We start from the raw sequence: 19535 nt of genomic DNA on the forward strand, positions 1-19535 counted from the left end.
GACTATCCGGCCCCAAACGCCATTACCGGGTCGATCGCGACCGCGCGCCGCAATCCCACCAAACTCGCCAACAGGCCGACCCCCACCGCGGTCCCCACCAGCGACAGGAAGGCCGAGGGGGTCACCACCACGAGCATCGGAAACAGCGGGCCGAGGAGCACGGCCAGCAGCCCGCCCAGCATCGCCGCAACCAACGCGACGAGCACCGCCTGCAGCATGAGCCCGGCGAGCACCGACTGGGTGGTGACACCGAGGGCTTTGAACACCGCGAAGTCTCGGGTGCGCTCCAATGCGGACAGGTAGATCAGCGATCCCACGATCGACGCGGCCACCGCCCACAGCAGGATCACCAGGTACGACATCGCCAGCCGAGCCATATGCAGCGGGCGAATCATGTCATCGACCGCGGCGGCGCGGTCCACGACGCGATAGCCGGCGGGCACTTGCGCGGGTACGCCGCGCAAGCCGATAGCCGAAATCACGTGCTGCGCGGAAAACATCAACCGCTGCGCCGTCGCGACGGTCACAAACGCATTGGGTTGACCTGCGAGCGTGGTGGACTTGTTGACCAGCCCGACGATCCGCAGCACCTGCGATCCCACCTCGACCTTGTCCCCGATGGATCGCTTCAGTGTGGTCGACATGGCGACCTCGTCAGGATTCGACGGTGCCCGCCCCGCCACGATCGGCGGCATCCCCTGTTCGGGCAGGCCGTAGACGTTCAGGTTTTCCGGTAGGCGCCGGTCTTGCAGGATCGTGTTGCCGTAGACCACCGGGATCGCCGATTCGACGCCGGGAAGCTGGGCGACGTCCTCGAGTTCGGCCTGCGGGAACCTCGATGAACCAATGAAAGGTCCGACCGCGCCCGCCTTGATGAGGTAGTGGTCGATGCCTATCGAGTCGGCCAGGCGCTGGGCCTCGACCCGGGTCCCGATCATCAGCCCCGTGATGATGAGGGTCATCGCGAACACCATTCCGGTGCCGACGGCCGCGATGATGAAGCGTCGCTGCCGCCATTGCATGTCCCGTATGGCGGTGATCAACATCGGCGCGCGCAACCGCTCTTGCAAGCCACCAATAGCCCACACGGCTTGACCTCCCTTTTCTTTCCCACCAAGCGTCGCCCGGGACGAGGCAAGTCGCGTAGAGCCGAAGGGCCTTGATCGGACGGACCTACGCCCCGCTTTTATGGCGGCCCGGATTCGATGTAGTTGAGCGATACCCGCAGTTCAGGGGCGCTCAAGCGGCAAATTCGCGGGCGCGCGATCGGGCGGGGAAATGTGACTGAGAACCCAATGACCGAATACGGTCCTTGCAATTAGGCGCGCGCCCAATAACAGCCGAGACGCAAAGATATTCTGCGGCCTCACTGACCGTCGGGAACCAGCCACTTCTCGAATGCGATCGGGACGAACGGCCCCCAGGACGGCAGCGGGTCGGCGGGCACCCGGGTGTACCCGGTCGCCTCGTACAGCGCCTCGGCCTCGGGTTGGCGGTTGCCGGTGATCAGGTAGAGCCGCCGGTACCCGCGCGCGGCGGTCTCCGCCTCCAGCGCCGCCAACAACACTCGCGCGTACCCGCGGCGCCGATGAGCGCGGTCGGTCCAGATCCGCTTCAGCTCGGCGGTTTCGGCGTCATAACGCCGGAATGCCCCGCCGGTGACGGGCACGCCGTCGAGCACCCCGATCAGCAATCCGCCGTCCGGCGAGGCCAGCTCGGCCTTCGGCACCGGCAACCAGGACAGGTGCGTGCTGGGCGTGCCGCCGTAACGCTGCGCGTACTCGTCGGCCAGCTCGGCCAGCAGGGGCCGCGCCAGCGGTTCGTCGTGGGTCGCCGACACGAACCGCAACTGGTGACGACCGGCCGGCGGGCTTGATTCGTGCACCACGTGATCATCCAACGCCTCTGACCGCGACACATTCCACTCGGGCATCCTCCCGCCGGCGGAGCCGCGCCAGCGGCGCGGGCGCCCACCAGTTCAGACCGCCGAACACGTGCATGAAGGCCGGGACGAGCAGCATGCGCACCAAGGTTGCGTCGACCAAGACGGCAAGAGTCAGACCGACGCCGAACATCCGCATGAAGGAAACCTCCGCGGAGGTGAGGGCTGCGAACGAGATCGACATCAACAGGGCTGCCGCCGTGATGATCCGGCCCGTTCGCGCGACGCCCAGCGCGATGCTCTCGTCGTTGTCGACACGCGTGCGGTCCGAGGCCATCCAGTACTCGCGGATGCGGGACAGCAGGAAAACCTCGTAGTCCATGGACAATCCAAATGCGATGCAGAACATCAACACCGGGATGTTGGCCACCAGCGTGCCGGTCGGGGTGGTGCCCAACGCACCCAGATGCCCGTCCTGGAAGATCCACACCAACGCGCCGAATCCGGCCGTCAACGACAGCATGTTGAGCAGCACGGCTTTGACGGGTAGCACCACGCTGCCCGTGAGCAGGAAGAGCAACACCAGCATGACGCAAGCGACGAAACCGAACAGCAAGGGCAATCGCGACGTAATCGCGTTGACCGAGTCGCGATTCATCTGTGCCATCCCGGCCAGCTCGACGTGACGGGCGCCGGCCAACGGGATCGCATGCAAGCGATCCAACTGCGCGCCGGACGCCGGCGAATACAACGGCGCGCTGCTGGCCACCGTCAAATAGGCACTGCCGTCTGCCATTCCGGCGGGTGCCGACGGCGGCCCGTTGCGCTCACCGGCGATGAAGGTTCCGGTGGGTGCCGACACCGCCGAGACGTCGGGTACAAGCGACAGCCGTGCGGCGTACTCGTCAAGCTCTCGCGTCGTCAGGCCGTCCGTGCGGGGGATGACGACCCTGATCTCGGAATCGGCACCGAAGTCGTGCCGGATCCGGTCGCTGACGGCGCGCGCCGACGATGACGCCGGGAGCACCCGATCGTCGGGATAGCCCCATTTGATGCCGAGGAACGGCGCGCCCAAGGCGAGCAGAAGGGCGATGATCGCCAAGCCGATCGGGACCGCGTGACGCATGGCCAGCTTGGCCGTCCGGTACCAAAAGGTGTGCTCGATGGTCGCCGGCGGTGCTTGGGGGCGCCGAAAGAGTTTGCGGCCCAGGTGCCAAACATTGAGTGCGTCAAGCCGGTCGCCGAGTAACACGATCACCGCGGGCGCGATCACCATCGCGGCAAGGGCCGCGAACGCCACCACCGCGACGCCGGCGTAGGCGAACGACCTCAGGAAATACATCGGGAATATCACCAATGCGGCCAGTGCGAGGGCCACCGTCAGGGCGGAGAACAGCACGGTGCGTCCTGCCGTGGCCATGGTGCGCGGGAGGGCTTCGGCGGGGGGCAGCCCGCCGGCCAGTTCGTCGCGATAACGGCTGATGATCAGCAGCGTGTAGTCGATGCCCAACGCCAGAGCCAATGCCACCGCCACGTTCACCGCGAAGATGGAAACGTCGGCGACCAAAGCGACCGCGCGCAACACCGCGAGGGAACCCAGGATTGCGAAGCCGCCGACGAGAATCGGCAGGGCCGCGGCCAGCAGGCCGCCGAATACCCATACCAGCGCGGCGAAACTCAACGGGATCGCAACGGATTCCATTCGCAACAGGTCATTTTGGGTCTGCCGGTTGAGCTCTTCATAGATGATCGCCATGCCTCCGGCCTGCACGATCACGCCGTCGCGATCGCGCACCAGCCGCTCCGCGAGCTCCCGGGCATGCTTGGGCGCGCTGCTTTCCCCGCCGGTGAGGGCGGCCACGATCAGCGCGGACTTGCCGTCGCCGCTGACCAACCCCGGCTGGGGCGCATTCCACGGCGACGCCACCTGCGCGACGAACGGCGACTGGGCCAGCTGCCGGACGATGTCCACGCCCACCGTCCGAGCGGGTCCTTGGGTGACGCCGCTCTGCGAGTGCACCAGCAGCGTCATCTCCATGTCGCCTTGATGGAACTTCTCGGCCAGAACCGCTGTGGCGCGCGCGGATTCGGCCGTCTGGTCCAGAAATCCACCGCCGGGCAGAGTCGCAGCGGCCGGGATACCGAAGACGGCGGCGAGGACCGCCAGGAACATCGCGCTTGCGATCACTCGTCGCGGAGCGGTGATGGCGATCAGGGCCAGTCGCGATAGCATGCGCGTCCTCCGGGATGATTAGCTGTCGATCCCCCCGATCGTTCTGGGTCAACTCCTCTGGCCCCCGGTGTGGTTCGCTATTCGCGGCGCTGCACGCACGCGACCGCCATCTCGGCCAAAGCGCTGCAAACGGCTTCGTTGATCTCCATGCCGTAAACGTCATCGAGTGCGGATGCAACCCGCCGGCTGATCATCTGTTCGATCATTTCCACGGCCCCCGTTGCGGCGATCAATCGCTTCCAACGCCGCAGCGCGGCGTCATCGAGTTCGTCGAGGTTCATGAGCTCGACGAGAAGGCGGCGGGTAGGTGCGTCGGCCAGCTGGTAAGCGGCCACGATGAGGCTGGTCGCTTTGCGCTCGAGCAGGTCTCCCCCGCTTGGCTTCCCAGTCGCCGCCGGCGAGCCGAAGACGCCCAATACGTCGTCGCGGAGTTGAAACGCCTCGCCGACGGCGCCGCCGTAGCGGCCAAGCCGGGCCAGCGTTCGGTCGCCGCAGCCGGCCATGGCCGCGCCCAATTCCAGCGGACGGCGCACCGTGTAGTTGCCCGATTTGCGCCGCGCCACGTCCAGCACCGCATCGAGCGTCGGGAAGCTGCGGAGATCGGCCGCGAGATCGGCGAATTGACCTATCGCCAATTCGGTCCGCATGGCGTCGTAGCGTGGCCACACCCGCTGCAGGCGGCGGGCTTGGATACCGCTTTCGCGCAGCATCTGCTCCGCCCAAATGAGGCAGATATCGCCCAGTAGAACGGCCGCCGACTCGCCGAATTTCTCCGCGCACGAGGCTGGTTCGCGTTCGCGGTGCCACTGGGCCAGTTGCACGTGCGCCGCCGGACGGCCCCGTCGTCGCGCCGAACGGTCCATGACGTCGTCCTGGATCAGCGCGAAGGCGTGCAGTAACTCCAGACTCGCCGCGGCCGTCAGCGCGGCTCCGCTCGGCGGGGCGCCGCACAGCCACCCGAGATACATGAAGGTCGACCGTAGACATTTTCCGTTCGACAGGAACTGCGCCAGTATGTCGCCGACCGCGTCGAGGCCCGCGCCGGCGAGGTCGGTGGCGCGGCGGGCCGAGACAAACTCCGCGACGGTGCCCAGCACTGCGGTCCGCAACCCCGCGCGCCACTCTTCGCCTCCCGGAGCGCCGCTCGCGGGCACCAGCGCGGGGGCGTGCGGTTCGGCGCGGACCGTCGGTTGCGAAAGCACGCCAGGAAGACGGTTCGAAACACGCAAGCTCAACGTTTCATGCCCCTCTCATCGCAGCTCATAAAGCGGGTACGACGTTAGGGCGCATCGGGTTCAAGGATTCGACCCACCAATTTAAGTTAATTAAACGTTAACTGACTTAAAGAGCAGGCGACCTGTGGTTATGCCCGCGTGGCGGTGAGGTATTCGGGTACGAACTCCGTGTCCCCGGGTCGGTGGCGCCGCCTTACCGGCCGTCCCACCACCCCCAGCAGCTCGGTGACGTTGCGCTGCACCGTCTCCCAACCGTGGGCGGTCAAATACTCCGGGACGTAATGGTATTGCCCCGGATGGGTCAGGCTGGCCAGGTCGACGTTCACCCCGTTCTGGCGCAAGCCATCGACGAACGTCCTTTCCGCCTCCAGCTGTAACGGTGTCCAGATGGGCATGTGGTCGGCGGCGAACCGGCTGCCGGCGGCGCTCATCGCGGTGACGCCCTGCAGCACGCGGTCCTGCACGGCGGGAGTCAGATACCCGATCAGCAGCTGCTCGGCGATCCACACCGCGGGTGCGGTGGCGTCAAAGCCGACCCGCCGCAGCGCGGCCGGCCAATCCTGGTGCAGAGCGACGCCCACGGCGCGCCGGCTCGCCGTCAGTTCGGCGCCCAATCCGCGCAGCGCTTCGGATTTGAAGTCGAGCACCTCGGGCCGGTCGATCTCGTAAACGGTTGTCCCCGGCGGCCACCACAGCCGGTATGGGCGGGTGTCGAGACCCGATGCCAGGATCACCACCTGGCGAAGGCCAGCCCTCCCCGCGTCGGCGACGAACTCGTCGACGAACCGGGTGTGCGCCGCACAGACGTCCAGGAATCTCGAACCGTCGGCGTCGTCCGCGCCGAACAGGTCGTCGTCGATCACCCGCACGAAGTGGTCGACGCCGGCGGCCCGCACCAACGGTTCGGCAAACGGATCGTCCAGCGTCCCCTTGTTGGTGGCGACGGCCCGCGCGGCGGCACCGAATGCCGCGGTCACCGCCACGCCCGCTGTCGCTGCCATGGCCTTTACCCGCCGGACCGGCGCCGCAGCGTCAGCCCGACGACCGCCCGCCAGCCGAGCAACAACAACGCGGTGACCGACGCCGCCACCACCACGAAACTCACCGCAACGCCGGCGGAACTGGCCTTGCGCAACACCATGCCGACGACGACGGTGCACAGCCAGACGACCACCCCGGTCGGCACCACCTCGGTCGGGCGCCGCCAGGCGCGGGATGCCAGCCAGCCCACGACGGTTCCGGTGAGAAACGGCCAGGCGGTCGTCGCGACGCCGGCGAGGTTGAGTCCTTCGTCGTGGCTGCGACGCCCGGCGGCGCAGAACGCCAGCACACCGATGACATCCATGGCCAGCCACAGGAGCCGTCGCATGCAGCGAGAGTACCGGGCAGGCCGCCGCCCCTTGACCCTGCCGCCGCGCTGAACCTAGATTCGTCGCAAATGAATGCACATTCACAGCGGCGCCTGGCCGTGGTGACGGGCGCCGGTTCGGGCATCGGCAAGGCGATCGCGCTGGCGTTCGCCGCGCAGGGCGACCGGGTGATCGCCGCCGACCTCGACGAGGCCGCCGGCGCGGCCACCGCGAAGCAAGACCCCGGGCTGATCACGGCGCTGCCGGTGGACGTCGCCGACCCGGCCCAGGTGGACGCGCTGCGGGACGCGACACACGGCGAAGCCGGCGTGCCCGATATCGTCATCAACGCCGCGGGATGGGATCGCACCGATCAATTCCTCAACGCCACACCGGAATTCGCGGCCAAGGTGGTGGCGATCAACTACCTGGGACCGGTGCACGTGTGCGCCGCGTTCCTGCCGGGAATGATCGAGACGCACGCCCGCGGGCGCGTCGTCAACGTGGCCAGCGACGCGGGCCGGGTCGGCAGCGCCGGGGAATCCATCTACGCCGGCGCCAAGGGCGGGGTGATCGCGCTGACCAAGTCGCTGGCCCGGGAGATGGCCCGCCATCAGATCACGGTCAACTGCGTGTGCCCGGGCCCTACCGACACACCCCTATTCCACGCTCAGCCCGAGAAGCTGAAAGAAGCGCTGGTCAAGGCCATCCCGTTTCGCCGCCTGGCGCGACCCGAGGAGGTCGCCGCGGCCGCGCTGTTCTTCGCGTCGCCCGCCGCGTCGTTCATCACCGGACAGGTGATCAGCGTCAGCGGCGGCCTGACGATGGCCGGTTAGTGGCAGGGTGGGTTCATGACTAACAAGAAGCCGCCGGCCTTCGACCGAGACGATCCGCTGGGCCTGGACGCCTCACTGTCCGACGACGAGCTCGCGGTGCGCGCCACCGTCAGAGAGTTCTGCGCCGAGCATGTCCTTCCCTACGTCGCGGAGTGGTTCGAGATCGGCGACCTGCCGGTGCGCGAACTCGCCAAAGGATTCGGGCAGCTCGGCCTGCTGGGGATGCACCTGGAGGGGTACGGGTGCGGCGGCGCCTCCGCCGTGCACTACGGCCTGGCGTGCGTGGAGCTGGAGGCCGCCGACTCCGGCCTGCGGTCGATGGTCTCGGTGCAGGGATCGCTGGCAATGTTCGCGATCTGGAACTTCGGGTCCGAGGAGCAAAAGCACGAGTGGCTGCCCGGTATGGCGACCGGCGAACTGCTGGGGTGTTTCGGGCTGACCGAACCCGACGTGGGATCCGATCCGGCCGCGATGAAAACCCGTGCGCGACGCGACGGTTCGGATTGGGTGCTCAATGGCCGAAAGCTGTGGATCACCAACGGCTCGGTCGCCGACGTCGCTGTGGTGTGGGCGGTCACCGACGAGGGAATCCGTGGCTTCCTAGTGCCCACCAGGACAGCGGGATTCACCGCCAACACCATCCACCACAAGCTGTCGCTGCGGGCATCGATCACCAGCGAGCTGGTGCTCGACGACGTGCGGGTGCCGGCCGAGGCGATGCTGCCCGAGGCGAAAGGCCTGCGGGGGCCGCTGTCCTGCTTGTCCGAGGCGCGCTACGGAATCATCTGGGGTGCCATGGGCGCGGCGCGGTCGGCCTGGCAGGCCGCGCTGGACTACGCCACGCAGCGCACCCAATTCGGGCGGCCGATCGCCGGATTCCAGTTGACCCAGGCAAAGCTCGTCGACATGGCGGTCGAGTTGCACAAGGGTCAGCTGTTGTCGCTGCAATTGGGCCGACTCAAGGACAGCGTCGGGCTGCGTCCCGAGCAGGTCAGCTTCGGCAAGCTGAACAACACCCGGGAGGCCATCAAGATCTGCCGGACCGCTCGAACGATTCTGGGCGGCAACGGCATATCGCTCGAGTACCCGGTCATCCGGCACATGGTCAACCTGGAGTCGGTGCTTACCTACGAAGGCACCCCCGAGATGCATCAGCTTGTCCTGGGCCAGGCGTTCACCGGTAGCGACGCCTTCCGGTAACAAGGGAAGACATGGCCGCACGTCTGGAGTACACCGAAGAACACCGGCAGTTCCGGGCGCTCGTCGGTGAGTTCGTGCAGCGGGTGGTGGTCCCGGCGCACGAGCGGGCCGAAACGCGGGGACAGTGGGACCGCTCGCTGTTCATTGAAGCGGGAAAGCTTGGACTGCTTGGCTTTTCGGTGCCAGAGCAGCTCGGCGGCCCGGGGGTCGACGACTTTCGCTACAACGCGATCGTCATCGACGAACTGCAGCGGGCCGGCGCGGCGGCAGAGGCCATCGCGTTCACCCTGCAGAACGACGTGGTGCTGCCCTATCTCACCGACCTGACCACGCCCGAGCAACAACGGCGCTGGCTGCCCGGCGTGGTCACCGGCGAGACGGTGCTCGGCATCGCGATGACCGAGCCCGGCACCGGCAGCGACCTGGCCGGGATCCGCACCGCGGCGGTCCGGGATGGCGACCACTACGTCGTCAACGGCGCCAAGACGTTCATCTCCAACGGCCAGTGCGGAGACCTGTTCGTCGTCGCGGTGCGGACGTCCCCCGATCGGCACAACGGCCTGTCGCTGCTGGTGGTCGACGCGGACACCCCGGGTTTCTCCCGCGGCCGCAACCTGGACAAGATCGGCCTGCACGCCCAGGACACCAGCGAGCTGACGTTCACCGATATGCGGGTGCCGGTGGCCAACCTGCTCGGCGAGGAGGGCGCCGGCTTCTATCAGCTGATGCAGAACCTGCCGCAGGAGCGGCTCGCGCTGGGGGTGGGGGCGGTGGCCGCCGCGGAAAGCATCCTGGCCGAGACGCTGGAGTACGTGCGCGGGCGCAAGGCGTTCGGCACGCCGATCGCCGGCTTCCAGCACAGCCAATTCGTGCTCGCCGAGGTGGCGACCGAAATCGACGTCGCCCGAACCTATCTCGACGACTGCCTGGCCCAGCACCTGACCGGCGAGCTGACGGCCGCGCGGGCCGCCCGGCTGAAATGGTGGACCACCGACCTGCAGGTGCGCACGGCCGACCGCTGCCTGCAGCTGCACGGCGGTTACGGCTACATGCGCGAGTACGCCGTGGCGCGCGCGTTCGTCGACGCCCGCATCCAGACCATCTACGGCGGCACCAACGAGATCATGAAGACGATCGTCGCCAAGGATCTCGGCATCTGATGGCGGTCGACTACGGCGCCCTGCCCGTCGAGGAGGCCGTCCGCGCGGCCCGGGCCAGCGCGCGGCGCCGCCAGCTGCTCGACGCCGCGGTCAAGGTCATGGGAACACGCGGCTTCCACCGGATGTCCATGCAGGATCTGGCCGCCGAGGCCAAGGTCAGCGTCGGCCTCATCTACACATATTTCGGCGGCAAGGAGGACCTGCTGCTGGCCACGATCGTGCGGATCCTCGACGGGTTCCGCGACCAGCTGGCGCCCGTGATGGCCGCCGCCGGCGACGACGTCGTGGACCAACTGGCCGCGGGGATCGGCCGCTACATCCAGATCGTGGACGACAACCTCGACGGCGTGGTGCTGACGTATCGGGAGAGCCGGACGCTGGCGCCGGCCGACCGGGCCAGGATCAAGGAACTCGAAATCGCGACCGCCGCACCGCTGCGCGCGGTCATCGAAACCGGTATCGCCGCGGGCGTCTTCCGCGATGTCGACGTCGACCTCACGGTGTTCGACATCATGCTGCTCGCCCACGGCTGGGCGCTCAAGCACTGGCATTTCGGCCATGCCTACACCCGCGACGAGTACATCCGGCTGCAGACCCGCCACCTGCTCCGCGCATTGGTGCGCGACGACCGTCGCGCCGATTACGCACACGTGCTGGAATGAAGCCATGAGACTCACCGCGCTCCGGAACATGGCCGCCGCGTTCGCGCTGGGCGCCGTCGTCGTGGCGCCGACGGCCGGCGCCGACCCCACGGTCGCGCTGCCCCCGATGACGTCGAGCGGCGCCGCCCCGATCATCGGTGGCGGCGGCAACGCCGGGATCGCGCAGCAGCTGTTCAGCTTCGGCACTCCCAACGTGCAGGAGGTCGACGGCTCGGACGCGGTGCAATTCATCACGGCCGCCGCCGGGAGCGCCAATCCTCAACTGGCCGCTCCCTTCTCGCTGATGCGCCGCGCGCTGGCATGCCAGGCGAACAACGCCGGGTTCGGGGCGCGCGCCTTCCGGCGCAGCGATGGGCAATGGGGAGGGGCGATGGTGGTCGCGGCCAAGAGCGCGACGCCCAACGTGGATGGCTGCGCCAAGACGAATTGGCGCAGGGCCACGGCCGGCACGCAGAGCTCGCTCTGCAACAGCGGCTGGAGCACCCCCAACACCTACGAGAGCCGCCGCGGCGAGACGTATTACATCCTGCTCGCCGGCACCGCCGACGACTTCTGCACCGCGGTCAACGGGAAATTCAAGGACAACTCCAACGGATGGCCGTTCTAGCCGGCTGGGCGAATAGGTTGTACGAGTGGCGGTTTCGGCCGCAGGCCCGGCCGACCCCGGCCGGACTAAGGCTAGGGTTGCCATTCTCGGATATCTCCGCGGCCATTAATCCCGTCATAAGTTTCCGCCGAATGAATTCAATACATTTCACCCGAATGGCGAGTTCCCGCCGAAAAGGTCGGCGCGCCGGGTTTTCGAAATCGACTGTCGCAACGGCGAAGACGCCGTAGACTTCCGCCATCGGGTGATCGGGCAATCGGGCAAACAAGAAATTGTCCATCCATGAACGGGGTTGGTGTTATGTCACGATTGACCGGCAAAATCATTCTCGCAGCGATGCTCGGGTTCACCGTCTGCGCGGCTTCGGCTTGCACGACGCCGATAACCATCGATTGCGGTCCGGGCCTGACCTGCCAGTAACCGCAGGCCCTATCCGCGACCTCGGCAAGGGATCGTCCACCCCGGCGGCGGGCGGTCCCTTGCCGTAGCGGGTGAGTTCATCCGGATTGTGCTGTGCCACAGCCGGATCTGCGGGCTCCCGTCCCGATCTGTGCCTTGCCGTGACGTCCGAGGGGTCCTAGTCGTACGGTGGACATGCGCTGGCAGCAGCGTGCGACCAGAACGACGAGGCCAATAAGGGGTGAGCATGTCGCGTCATCACGTCGTCATCATCGGAAGCGGATTCGGCGGTTTGAACGCGGCCAAGGCCCTCAAACGGGCTGACGTTGACGTCACGTTGATCTCGAGGACGACCACTCACCTGTTCCAGCCGCTGCTCTACCAGGTGGCCACCGGCATCCTGTCCGAAGGCGACATCGCCCCGACCACCCGGCTCATCCTGCGCCGCCAGAAGAACGTCCGGGTGCTGTGGGGCGAGGTCAGCGGCATCGACCTGACGGCCAAGACCGTGACGTCGCACCTGATGGGCATGGAGACGGTGACGCCCTTCGACAGCCTCATCGTGGCCGCCGGCGCGCAGCAGTCCTATTTCGGCCACGACGAGTACGCCGCGTTCGCGCCCGGCATGAAGAGCGTCGACGACGCCCTCGAGCTGCGGGCCCGCATCCTCGGCGCGTTCGAGGCCGCCGAAGTCGCCACCGATCCGGACGAGCGGCAACGCCGCCTGACGTTCGTGGTGGTCGGCGCCGGGCCGACCGGAGTGGAGCTGGCCGGCGAGATCGTCCAGCTCGCCGAGCGCACCCTGGCCGGGGCTTTCCGGACGATCACGCCCAGCGAATGCCGGGTCATCCTGCTCGACGCGGCGCCCGCGGTGTTGCCGCCGATGGGTGAGAACCTGGGCCTCAAGGCGCAACGCCGGCTGCAGAAGATGGACGTCGAGATCCAGCTCAACGCGATGGTGACCGCGGTGGACTACATGGGCATCACCGTCAAAGACGCCGACGGCAGCGAGCGCCGCATCGAATGCGCGTGCAAGGTGTGGGCTGCGGGCGTGCAGGCCAGCGCGCTGGGCAAAATGGTCGCCGAGCAGTCCGACGGAACCGAGACCGACCGCGCCGGACGGGTCATCGTCGAGCCCGACCTCACCGTCAAGGGGCATCCGTACGTGTTCGTCGTCGGCGACCTGATGTCCGTCCCCGGCGTACCGGGCATGGCCCAGGGCGCGATCCAGGGCGCGCACTACGTCACCAATCTGATCAAGCAGGCGGTGAAGGGCCACGACGATCCGGCCAACCGCAAGCCCTTCAAGTACTTCGACAAGGGCAGCATGGCCCTGATCTCGCGGTACAGCGCCGTCGCGAAGGTGGGCAAGCTGGAGTTCGGCGGCTTCATCGCCTGGTTGGCGTGGCTACTGCTGCACCTCTACTACCTGATCGGCCACCGCAACCGCATCGCCGCCATGTTCGCCTGGGGGATCTCCTTCCTGGGCCGCACCCGTGGCCAGATGGCCATCACCAGCCAGATGATGTACGCCCGGCCGGTGGTGGACTGGGTGGAGCGGCAGGCGCAAGAGGGGACACTGGCGGCGGCCGAACGCATCGACGCCGCCGAGAAACAAGCCGGTTAGCTCTTCAACTAGCTCAAAGCCTGGTCGATGTCGGCGATCAGGTCGTCGGTGCCCTCCAGCCCGACCGAGATCCGGACCACGCCGTCGCCCAGGCCGATCGCGGCACGGCCCTCCGGGCCCATCGCCCGGTGGGTGGTGGTGGCGGGGTGTGTGACAAGGGATTTGGCGTCGCCCAGGTTGTTGGAGATGTCGATCAAGCGCAGCTTGTCCAGCACCTCGAAGGCCCGTTGCTTGGCGGCGCTTTCGGGGCAGTCGAGCGCGAAGGTGATCACCGTGCCGCCGCCCGACATCTGGCGCTTGGCCAGGTCGTACTGCGGGTGCGACGGCAGATACGGGTAGCGAACCCAGCTCACCGCCGGATGGGTCTCCAGAAACTCCGCGATCCGATGCGCCGACGAGTTGCAGTGCTCGACCCGGATCGCCAGCGTCTCAAGGCCTTTCACCAACACCCAGGCATTGAACGCGCTCAGCGCCGGTCCGGTGTGTCGCATCAGCTTCTGCACCGGGCCGTCGATGTACTCCTTGTCGCCGAGGATGGCGCCGCCCAGCACCCGGCCCTGACCGTCGATGTGCTTGGTGCCCGAGTACACCACCACGTCAACCCCGAGGGGAATGCCCTGCTGCAGCAGCGGCGTGGCAAAGACATTGTCCAACACCACTTTTGCCCCCGCGGCATGGGCGAGCTCGACCACCGCGGCGATGTCCACCAGCGACTGCATCGGGTTCGACGGCGTCTCGAAGAACACCGCCGCGGTGGGGACGGACAGCGCCTCCTCCCACTGCGCGAGGTCGTCGCCGTCCACGAAGACGGTCTCGACGCCCCAGCGCGGCAGGATCTCGTTGCACACCACGAAACACGACCCGAACAGGCTGCGCGCTGCGACCAGCCGGTCCCCGGCGCCCAGCAGCGCGCCCAGCGAGGTGAACACCGCCGCCATTCCGCTCGCGGTGGCGAACGCCGCGGGGGCGCCCTCGATCAGGCGCAACCGCTCCTCGAACATCGTCACGGTTGGGTTCCCGTACCGCGAGTACACGAAGTGGTCCACCTCGCCGGTGAACGACTTCTCCGCGACGGCCGCCGATTCATAGACGTAGCCGGATGTCAGGAACATCGCCTCGGCCGTCTCGTCGAACCCGGAGCGCAACAGCCCGCCCCGCACGCCGATGGTGGCCTGGCTGACGCCGTCGGGCAGCGCCTTGGGGGCCCGGACGGAATCCCCCGCGGGGTGGGTCATAGCTGCTTCCAGGGCAATCCGATGGCGCGCCAGCCCGATTCGCCGCGCAGCCCCTGGGCGTTCGGGTGGCCCTCGAAGCCGTCCAGCACGTTGTAGGCCGGCGTGATGCCGGTCCGGGTGGCGACCTCGGCGGCGCCGATGGAGCGGTTGCCCGAGCGACACAGGAAGACGACCGGGCGTTCGGCGTCGGTTTCCGGCACCCGGTCGCGCAGTTCGTCGGCGAAGTTGGCGTTGTACCTGCCATCAGAGGTGTTCCACTCGATGAACACCACCTCGCGGCCCAGGCTGGACAGGTCGGGCACCCCGACGAACCGCCATTCGTCGTCGGTGCGCACGTCGACCAGCACAGCGTTGGGGTTCTCGCTGAGCAGTTCCCATGCCTGCTGGGGGGTGATGTCTCCGGCGTAGCCCGCGCGCTCTGTGCTCATGACCTCGAATCGTAACGAGGTCACCTTGGCGCGGGATAACTCAGTGCGCGGGCTTGCGCGCGGCCAGTCGGCTGGCAACCTCGCGGGCGCGGTCGCGCGCCGTCGCCACCTCCGGCGCCGTCGCCAACGCCTGGAATCCGCGACCGACGATTCGAAGGTCGCTCTCCGGCACGCTCAGCGCCCGGGCCAGCGCGGCGGCCGGCGCGTCGGCGGGCTCGACCCGGTGGGCCGCGCCTGGCGAAATCATCATGGTGTCCACCGGTAGGCCCAGAACGGTGCGGGCCTGCAGCTCGAACGCCGAGAGCCGCTGGCTGGGCACCGTCGCCCACGCGCTGGCGGCGGGGAAGGGCGTGACGTCGGCGAAGTACACCTCGTCGCCGTTGATCATCAACTCGACGCCGAACACGCCGCGGCCGCCGAGCGCCTTGACGATCCGCGCCGCAATCGATTTGGCGGCATCCATCGCCGCCGCGCTCATCTGCTGCGGTTGCCACGATTCCAGCGCGTCGGTATGTCCACCGCGATGGCCGATGGGCGAGCAGAATTCGATCGCCGGTCCCCCGGGCCCTTCGCTGCGGACGGCCAGCAGGGTGACGTAAAACTCGACCTCCACCACGGTTTCGGCCAGCACGCGGTGCTGGTCCCCCTGGCCTCCCGTCGCACGCAGCCAGGCCGCCGCGATGTCGTCGGGGCCCGACGCCACCGACTGTGCCCGTCCGGCGGCCGCGTGCACCGGCTTCACCAGCAGCGGGTAACCGGCGTGGGCCCCGACCGCCTCGAGTTCGCCGACCGAGCCGACGAACCAGAACGGCGCGGTGGGCAGCCCCAGCTCGTCGGCGGCCGACCGGCGCAGGCCCTCCCGGTCGGCGGCGAGCCCCACGGCGCGCGCGCTGGGCACCAGCTGGGTGCCCCCGGCCTCGAGGCCCTCAAGCGCCCGGGGCGCGACGGCGTCGGTGGCGGCCACGACGACGTCCGCGTGCAGCCCCCGCACCGCGTTCGTTAGCTCCTCTGCGTCGGTCATCGCGACCACCAGCGACTCATCGGCCAGACCGTCCGCGCGCTCACCGACGACGATCACCCGCGCGCCGAGGCGCCCCAGCGCGATCGACAATTCCCGGCTGAGCTCACCCGAACCCAGCACCACCACGCGCGGCCTGGCGTCGGCTTCCGTGGTCGGCGCTTGCGAGGGCACGGCGAGCGCGGTGGTCCTGTCGTCTTGTCCTTCGGTGGGGCCGTCAGTCACCGCTCAAGGATAGGTGGGTCGCGCGGGGGCTAGGGCTGACTGCCCGGCTCCTCCACGGCGCATGCCGCGCCGCATCGTCGCCAGGCTAGGGCTGACCGGGAAGCAACCGCACCATCAGCCCGTTGGCCTCGGCCAGCACCGCCCCGTCGCCGTCGAGCAGTTCCGCGCCCACGAACGCCTTGCGGCCCTCGGTGCTCGTGACGCGGCCGCGCACGACCAGCGGCGCGTCGATCGGGGTGACCTTGCGGTAGTCGACATGCAGGAAGGCCGTCCGGCTGATCGGCCGCCCCGCGGCGTGCGACACCATGCCGAACATGTGGTCGAACAGCAGCGGGAGCACACCGCCGTGCACGGCGTGATTTCCGCCGACGTGAAACCGGCTGAAGTAGCCCGTCATCTCGACCCCGTCCGGCGCGTATTTCGTCAACGTCCAGGGCGGCAGCAGCAGGCTGCCCATGCCGGGCAGGTTTGGCGTCCGCCCGGCCGGCGCCTTGCCCTCGTCGGCCTGGAACGGGCCCAGCAGCTGCACCAGGGCCGCGGCGCGGTCGGCCGCGTCGTCCCACAGGGCATCGCCGGGATCGGCGGACACGGCCAGGTCCTGCAGCTGGCGCATGGCCGCGACGAACCGGCCGAATCCCGGGCCGGGACTGGCGGGGCCGTATTCGGGAAAGCCGCCGTGGTGTTCGTATTCGGGATCGAGTTCTTTGGGATCCGGCTCCGTCACGGGCGGGCCGCCAGGACGTCGCGGCGCACGATCGTCTGTTCGCGGCCCGGACCCACGCCGATGCACGAAACATGGGCCCCGGCAAGCTCTTCCAGCCGCAGCACGTAGTCACGCGCCTTGGCGGGCAGGTCGTCGAATTCGCGGGCGTCCGAGATGTCCTCCCACCAACCCGGCAACTCCTCGTAGATCGGCTCGGCGCGGGCCAGGTCGGTCTGCGTCATCGGCATGTCGGTGGTGCGCTCGCCGTTGATGCGATACCCGACGCAGATCGGCACCGTTTCCAGGCTGGAGAGCACGTCGAGTTTGGTCAGGAAGAAGTCGGTGATGCCGTTGACCCGCGTGGCGTAGCGGGCGATGACGGCGTCGAACCAGCCGCAGCGCCGCCGCCGCCCGGTGGTCACCCCGAACTCGCCGCCGGTCTTGGACAGGTATTCGCCGTTCTCGTCGAACAGCTCGGTGGGGAACGGCCCGGAGCCCACGCGGGTGGTGTAGGCCTTGAGGATCCCCAGCACGGTGGTGATGCGGGTGGGCCCGATGCCGGACCCGACGGCGGCGCCGCCGGCGGTCGGGTTCGACGACGTCACATAGGGATACGTGCCGTGGTCGACGTCGAGCAGGGTGCCCTGGGAGCCCTCCAGCAGGACCGTCTCGCCGGTCTCGAGCGCGGCGTTGAGCAGCCGGCGGGTATCGCGGATGCGATGGCGGAACCCCTCCGCCTGTTCCAGCAGCGCCTCGACGACCTGGTGCGGGTCCAGGGCCTTGCGGTTGTAGATCTTGACCAGGATCTGGTTCTTCAGTTCCAGCGCGGCCTCGATCTTGTGGGTCAGCTGGTCGGGGTCGAGCACGTCGGCGACCCGGATCCCCTGGCGGGCGATCTTGTCCTGGTAGCAGGGCCCGATGCCGCGGCCCGTGGTGCCGATCTTCTTGTTGCCCATGTAGCGCTCGGTGACCTTGTCGATGGCCACGTGGTAGGGCAACAGCAGGTGCGCGTCGGCCGAGATCAACAGCTTGGTGGTGTCCACCCCGCGATCCTCGAGGCCTTTGAGCTCGTCGAGCAGCACGCCGGGGTCGACCACCACACCGTTGCCGATGACGTTGGTGACGCCGGGGGTCAGCACTCCCGACGGGATCAGGTGCAGTGCGAAGTTCTCGCCGCTGGGCAAGACGACGGTGTGCCCGGCGTTGTTGCCCCCCTGATAGCGCACCACCCACTGCACGCGTCCACCGAGCAGGTCAGTGGCTTTACCTTTGCCCTCGTCACCCCATTGGGCGCCGATGAGGACGATTGCCGGCATGACTTGCTCCCGCCTGCTTACTGTGGCTCTACTGGCAAGGCGCCGTATCTCGCAGCGCCGCCGCGGTTTTCGGCATCGCCCGTTCGCTCGAGCTGCCGACCTGCACCAGCGCCTCGGTTAACCCGTACGGGACCGTGCGCGTAGCCGGACGCGTCGTTGCTTGGCGCGTTCACGTGGCGATCCTAAACGTCTGGTAACGACGGACTTGTGCCAAGTCCCATTTGATCCCGACTCGTGTCGGGGAGGGTCGCTGCTCATCCGCCCTGCGCCGCGGGCAGCCGCTCGCTGAGCGGCATCTCCCCCCGTGCGGCGGCAGGCGGAGCACTTGACGCCTCGGGCGGTTTGGCCGCACATACACCGCCTTGGGTCGGTGCGTCCAACATCAGGCACAAGCCCTTTCTGTCACGACCGGGCCTCTTGGCCGCCCAACCCGGCCACACCGGCTTTCCGTTCCAACTGACCAGCGTCCAGCCATCGTGCGGATTGCCCTGGATCTCGACCACGCCGGCGTTGGGCAGCGGATCGAAGAGCAAGAGCAGCGGATCGGGGTTTTTGACACTCATCATCGTCCCGACGCCGATCGCAAACTCGCTGGAGACGGCCACTTCGGTGATCCTGCCGCCCACGGATCGAACCGGGTTGGCCATGGCATTGCCGTACATCAATTGCAGGGAGTCGTTGAAGCGACTCGCGTCGGTCACCGCATTGCCGTACATCGTTTGCAGCGCGCCGTTGAAGCGTTTGTCGAATTCGAACCCGTTGGCGTCGGTGGAGCCCGGAGCCAGCATCGGCACGATGCGCAGCCCCAGCAGCCACGCCACCGGGCCAAGCAGGTAGACCAGCCCCGCGAGGCTGAACTGGGGTAGGCCGTTGAAAGCGCCGGCGTCGATCTCGTTGAGCCCGGGCAATGTCTGAACATTCATTCCCAGCATGGACGCCAACGGCGCCGCGGTCTGCTGCGTCCTGATCAACTGCGACGCGAAGATCCCGGCCACCGAGCCCTTCGCGGCGAGCGCCGTGGCGATGTTCTGCGCCTGCTGCTGGCCGAGCGCAGTGAGTACCGCTCCGGGCACCGACGTGTCGATCACGCCCGCCGCATTGGCCTGCGACTGGCCGTGCCGCACCAAGTCGATCACGATCGATTCGTCGGCGGAGGCAGTCGCCGGCCCGACGCACAGCAGGACAGCCGAGAACGCTACGGCACCGACACGGCGGAGTTGATTCGTCAGCAATGTCGGCGCGCGGAGCCGGTAACCGACACGAGCAGCGCGGTTCGCGCGGTTGAGAAGACGGCGATGAGTCGGCGAATGGCAGCTCTCCGTTCTCCAGCCACCCGTGGGCTGACACCGTGGCAGGAGTAAAGTATCCGGTTGTTACCAGGCGGTGGCGCAACGATTTTCGCAGTCCGAAACCATGTTGT

Annotated in this window: 18 protein-coding genes; 6 read left to right on the top strand and 12 right to left on the bottom strand. The window is 67.9% G+C overall.

Annotated elements, in window-relative coordinates; all coding sequences use genetic code 11:
• Positions 1–2: 2 nt before the first annotated feature.
• From A5750_RS15050 to A5750_RS15075, 6 genes are all read right to left on the bottom strand, one after another.
• Positions 3–1046 (bottom strand): FtsX-like permease family protein, encoded by a 1044-nt coding sequence (locus A5750_RS15050; protein ID WP_066954599.1) that lies wholly within the window; start codon positions 1044–1046, stop codon positions 3–5.
• A 320-nt stretch (positions 1047–1366) separates the two neighbouring features.
• On the bottom strand, positions 1367–1888 hold the full coding sequence (locus tag A5750_RS15055; protein ID WP_156659579.1) for a GNAT family N-acetyltransferase: 522 nt from the start codon (positions 1886–1888) through the stop codon (positions 1367–1369).
• A gap of 4 nt (positions 1889–1892) precedes the next feature.
• Positions 1893–4115, bottom strand: a complete 2223-nt coding sequence (locus A5750_RS15060; RefSeq protein WP_067263793.1) for an MMPL family transporter — start codon at positions 4113–4115, stop codon at positions 1893–1895.
• 77 nt (positions 4116–4192) lie between these two features.
• On the bottom strand, positions 4193–5272 hold the full coding sequence (locus A5750_RS15065; protein ID WP_231989213.1) for a polyprenyl synthetase family protein: 1080 nt from the start codon (positions 5270–5272) through the stop codon (positions 4193–4195).
• A gap of 206 nt (positions 5273–5478) precedes the next feature.
• The gene (locus A5750_RS15070) at positions 5479–6351 is read right to left on the bottom strand and encodes an SAM-dependent methyltransferase (protein ID WP_067263794.1); all 873 of its coding nucleotides are present in this window, start codon (positions 6349–6351) and stop codon (positions 5479–5481) included.
• 5 nt (positions 6352–6356) lie between these two features.
• Entirely contained in the window at positions 6357–6719 is a 363-nt protein-coding gene (locus tag A5750_RS15075) for a DUF3054 domain-containing protein (RefSeq protein ID WP_231989208.1), read from the bottom strand.
• A gap of 69 nt (positions 6720–6788) precedes the next feature.
• On the opposite strand from A5750_RS15075, the gene A5750_RS15080 reads away from it, so the two are divergent.
• The 6 genes from A5750_RS15080 to A5750_RS15105 all read left to right on the top strand — a co-directional run bounded on the left by A5750_RS15080 (position 6789) and on the right by A5750_RS15105 (position 13190).
• Positions 6789–7535: an SDR family NAD(P)-dependent oxidoreductase gene (locus A5750_RS15080; protein ID WP_067263797.1), complete on the top strand. Its 747-nt coding sequence runs from the start codon at positions 6789–6791 to the stop codon at positions 7533–7535.
• A 15-nt stretch (positions 7536–7550) separates the two neighbouring features.
• Entirely contained in the window at positions 7551–8735 is a 1185-nt protein-coding gene (locus tag A5750_RS15085; RefSeq protein ID WP_067263801.1) for an acyl-CoA dehydrogenase family protein, read from the top strand.
• 11 nt (positions 8736–8746) lie between these two features.
• Entirely contained in the window at positions 8747–9895 is a 1149-nt protein-coding gene (locus A5750_RS15090; RefSeq protein WP_067263804.1) for an acyl-CoA dehydrogenase family protein, read from the top strand.
• Positions 9895–10557: a TetR/AcrR family transcriptional regulator gene (locus A5750_RS15095; RefSeq protein WP_067263808.1), complete on the top strand. Its 663-nt coding sequence runs from the start codon at positions 9895–9897 to the stop codon at positions 10555–10557. Before A5750_RS15090 ends, A5750_RS15095 begins: the two co-directional genes overlap by 1 nt.
• Positions 10558–10561: 4 nt before the next feature.
• On the top strand, positions 10562–11164 hold the full coding sequence (locus A5750_RS15100; protein WP_067263811.1) for a hypothetical protein: 603 nt from the start codon (positions 10562–10564) through the stop codon (positions 11162–11164).
• A gap of 646 nt (positions 11165–11810) precedes the next feature.
• Positions 11811–13190 (top strand): NAD(P)/FAD-dependent oxidoreductase, encoded by a 1380-nt coding sequence (locus A5750_RS15105; protein ID WP_067263815.1) that lies wholly within the window; start codon positions 11811–11813, stop codon positions 13188–13190.
• An 8-nt stretch (positions 13191–13198) separates the two neighbouring features.
• Here A5750_RS15105 and A5750_RS15110 read toward each other — a convergent pair whose 3' ends face one another.
• From A5750_RS15110 to A5750_RS15135, 6 genes are all read right to left on the bottom strand, one after another.
• Complete coding sequence (locus A5750_RS15110) at positions 13199–14425, bottom strand: O-succinylhomoserine sulfhydrylase (protein WP_067263818.1); 1227 nt, start codon at positions 14423–14425, stop codon at positions 13199–13201.
• Entirely contained in the window at positions 14422–14853 is a 432-nt protein-coding gene (locus tag A5750_RS15115) for a rhodanese-like domain-containing protein (protein WP_067263822.1), read from the bottom strand. Before A5750_RS15115 ends, A5750_RS15110 begins: the two co-directional genes overlap by 4 nt.
• Before the next feature lie 40 nt (positions 14854–14893).
• A complete protein-coding gene (purT, locus tag A5750_RS15120; RefSeq protein ID WP_067263824.1) occupies positions 14894–16096 on the bottom strand; it encodes a formate-dependent phosphoribosylglycinamide formyltransferase in 1203 nt (400 codons plus the stop codon).
• A gap of 85 nt (positions 16097–16181) precedes the next feature.
• The gene (locus A5750_RS15125) at positions 16182–16820 is read right to left on the bottom strand and encodes a PaaI family thioesterase (RefSeq protein WP_066954639.1); all 639 of its coding nucleotides are present in this window, start codon (positions 16818–16820) and stop codon (positions 16182–16184) included.
• On the bottom strand, positions 16817–18115 hold the full coding sequence (locus tag A5750_RS15130) for an adenylosuccinate synthase (protein ID WP_066954642.1): 1299 nt from the start codon (positions 18113–18115) through the stop codon (positions 16817–16819). Before A5750_RS15130 ends, A5750_RS15125 begins: the two co-directional genes overlap by 4 nt.
• Positions 18116–18369: 254 nt before the next feature.
• Positions 18370–19347, bottom strand: a complete 978-nt coding sequence (locus A5750_RS15135; protein ID WP_066954645.1) for a histidine phosphatase family protein — start codon at positions 19345–19347, stop codon at positions 18370–18372.
• Between the last annotated feature and the right edge of the window lie 188 nt (positions 19348–19535).

It is taken from the genome of Mycobacterium sp. 852002-51613_SCH5001154 (assembly GCF_001667425.1).
GTDB lineage: Bacteria > Actinomycetota > Actinomycetes > Mycobacteriales > Mycobacteriaceae > Mycobacterium.

Bases quoted from the DNA above. Each gene is read 5' to 3' on its own strand.
- A5750_RS15085 (WP_067263801.1), top strand. From the start codon at position 7,551: ATGACTAACAAGAAGCCGCCGGCCTTCGACCGAGACGATCCGCTGGGC.
- A5750_RS15070 (WP_067263794.1), bottom strand. From the start codon at position 6,351: ATGGCAGCGACAGCGGGCGTGGCGGTGACCGCGGCATTCGGTGCCGCC.
- A5750_RS15080 (WP_067263797.1), top strand. From the start codon at position 6,789: ATGAATGCACATTCACAGCGGCGCCTGGCCGTGGTGACGGGCGCCGGT.
- A5750_RS15100 (WP_067263811.1), top strand. From the start codon at position 10,562: ATGAGACTCACCGCGCTCCGGAACATGGCCGCCGCGTTCGCGCTGGGC.
- A5750_RS15115 (WP_067263822.1), bottom strand. From the start codon at position 14,853: ATGAGCACAGAGCGCGCGGGCTACGCCGGAGACATCACCCCCCAGCAG.
- A5750_RS15060 (WP_067263793.1), bottom strand. From the start codon at position 4,115: ATGCTATCGCGACTGGCCCTGATCGCCATCACCGCTCCGCGACGAGTG.
- A5750_RS15110 (WP_067263818.1), bottom strand. From the start codon at position 14,425: ATGACCCACCCCGCGGGGGATTCCGTCCGGGCCCCCAAGGCGCTGCCC.
- A5750_RS15130 (WP_066954642.1), bottom strand. From the start codon at position 18,115: ATGCCGGCAATCGTCCTCATCGGCGCCCAATGGGGTGACGAGGGCAAA.
- A5750_RS15095 (WP_067263808.1), top strand. From the start codon at position 9,895: ATGGCGGTCGACTACGGCGCCCTGCCCGTCGAGGAGGCCGTCCGCGCG.
- A5750_RS15090 (WP_067263804.1), top strand. From the start codon at position 8,747: ATGGCCGCACGTCTGGAGTACACCGAAGAACACCGGCAGTTCCGGGCG.
- A5750_RS15050 (WP_066954599.1), bottom strand. From the start codon at position 1,046: ATGTTGATCACCGCCATACGGGACATGCAATGGCGGCAGCGACGCTTC.
- A5750_RS15105 (WP_067263815.1), top strand. From the start codon at position 11,811: ATGTCGCGTCATCACGTCGTCATCATCGGAAGCGGATTCGGCGGTTTG.
- A5750_RS15075 (WP_231989208.1), bottom strand. From the start codon at position 6,719: ATGCGACGGCTCCTGTGGCTGGCCATGGATGTCATCGGTGTGCTGGCG.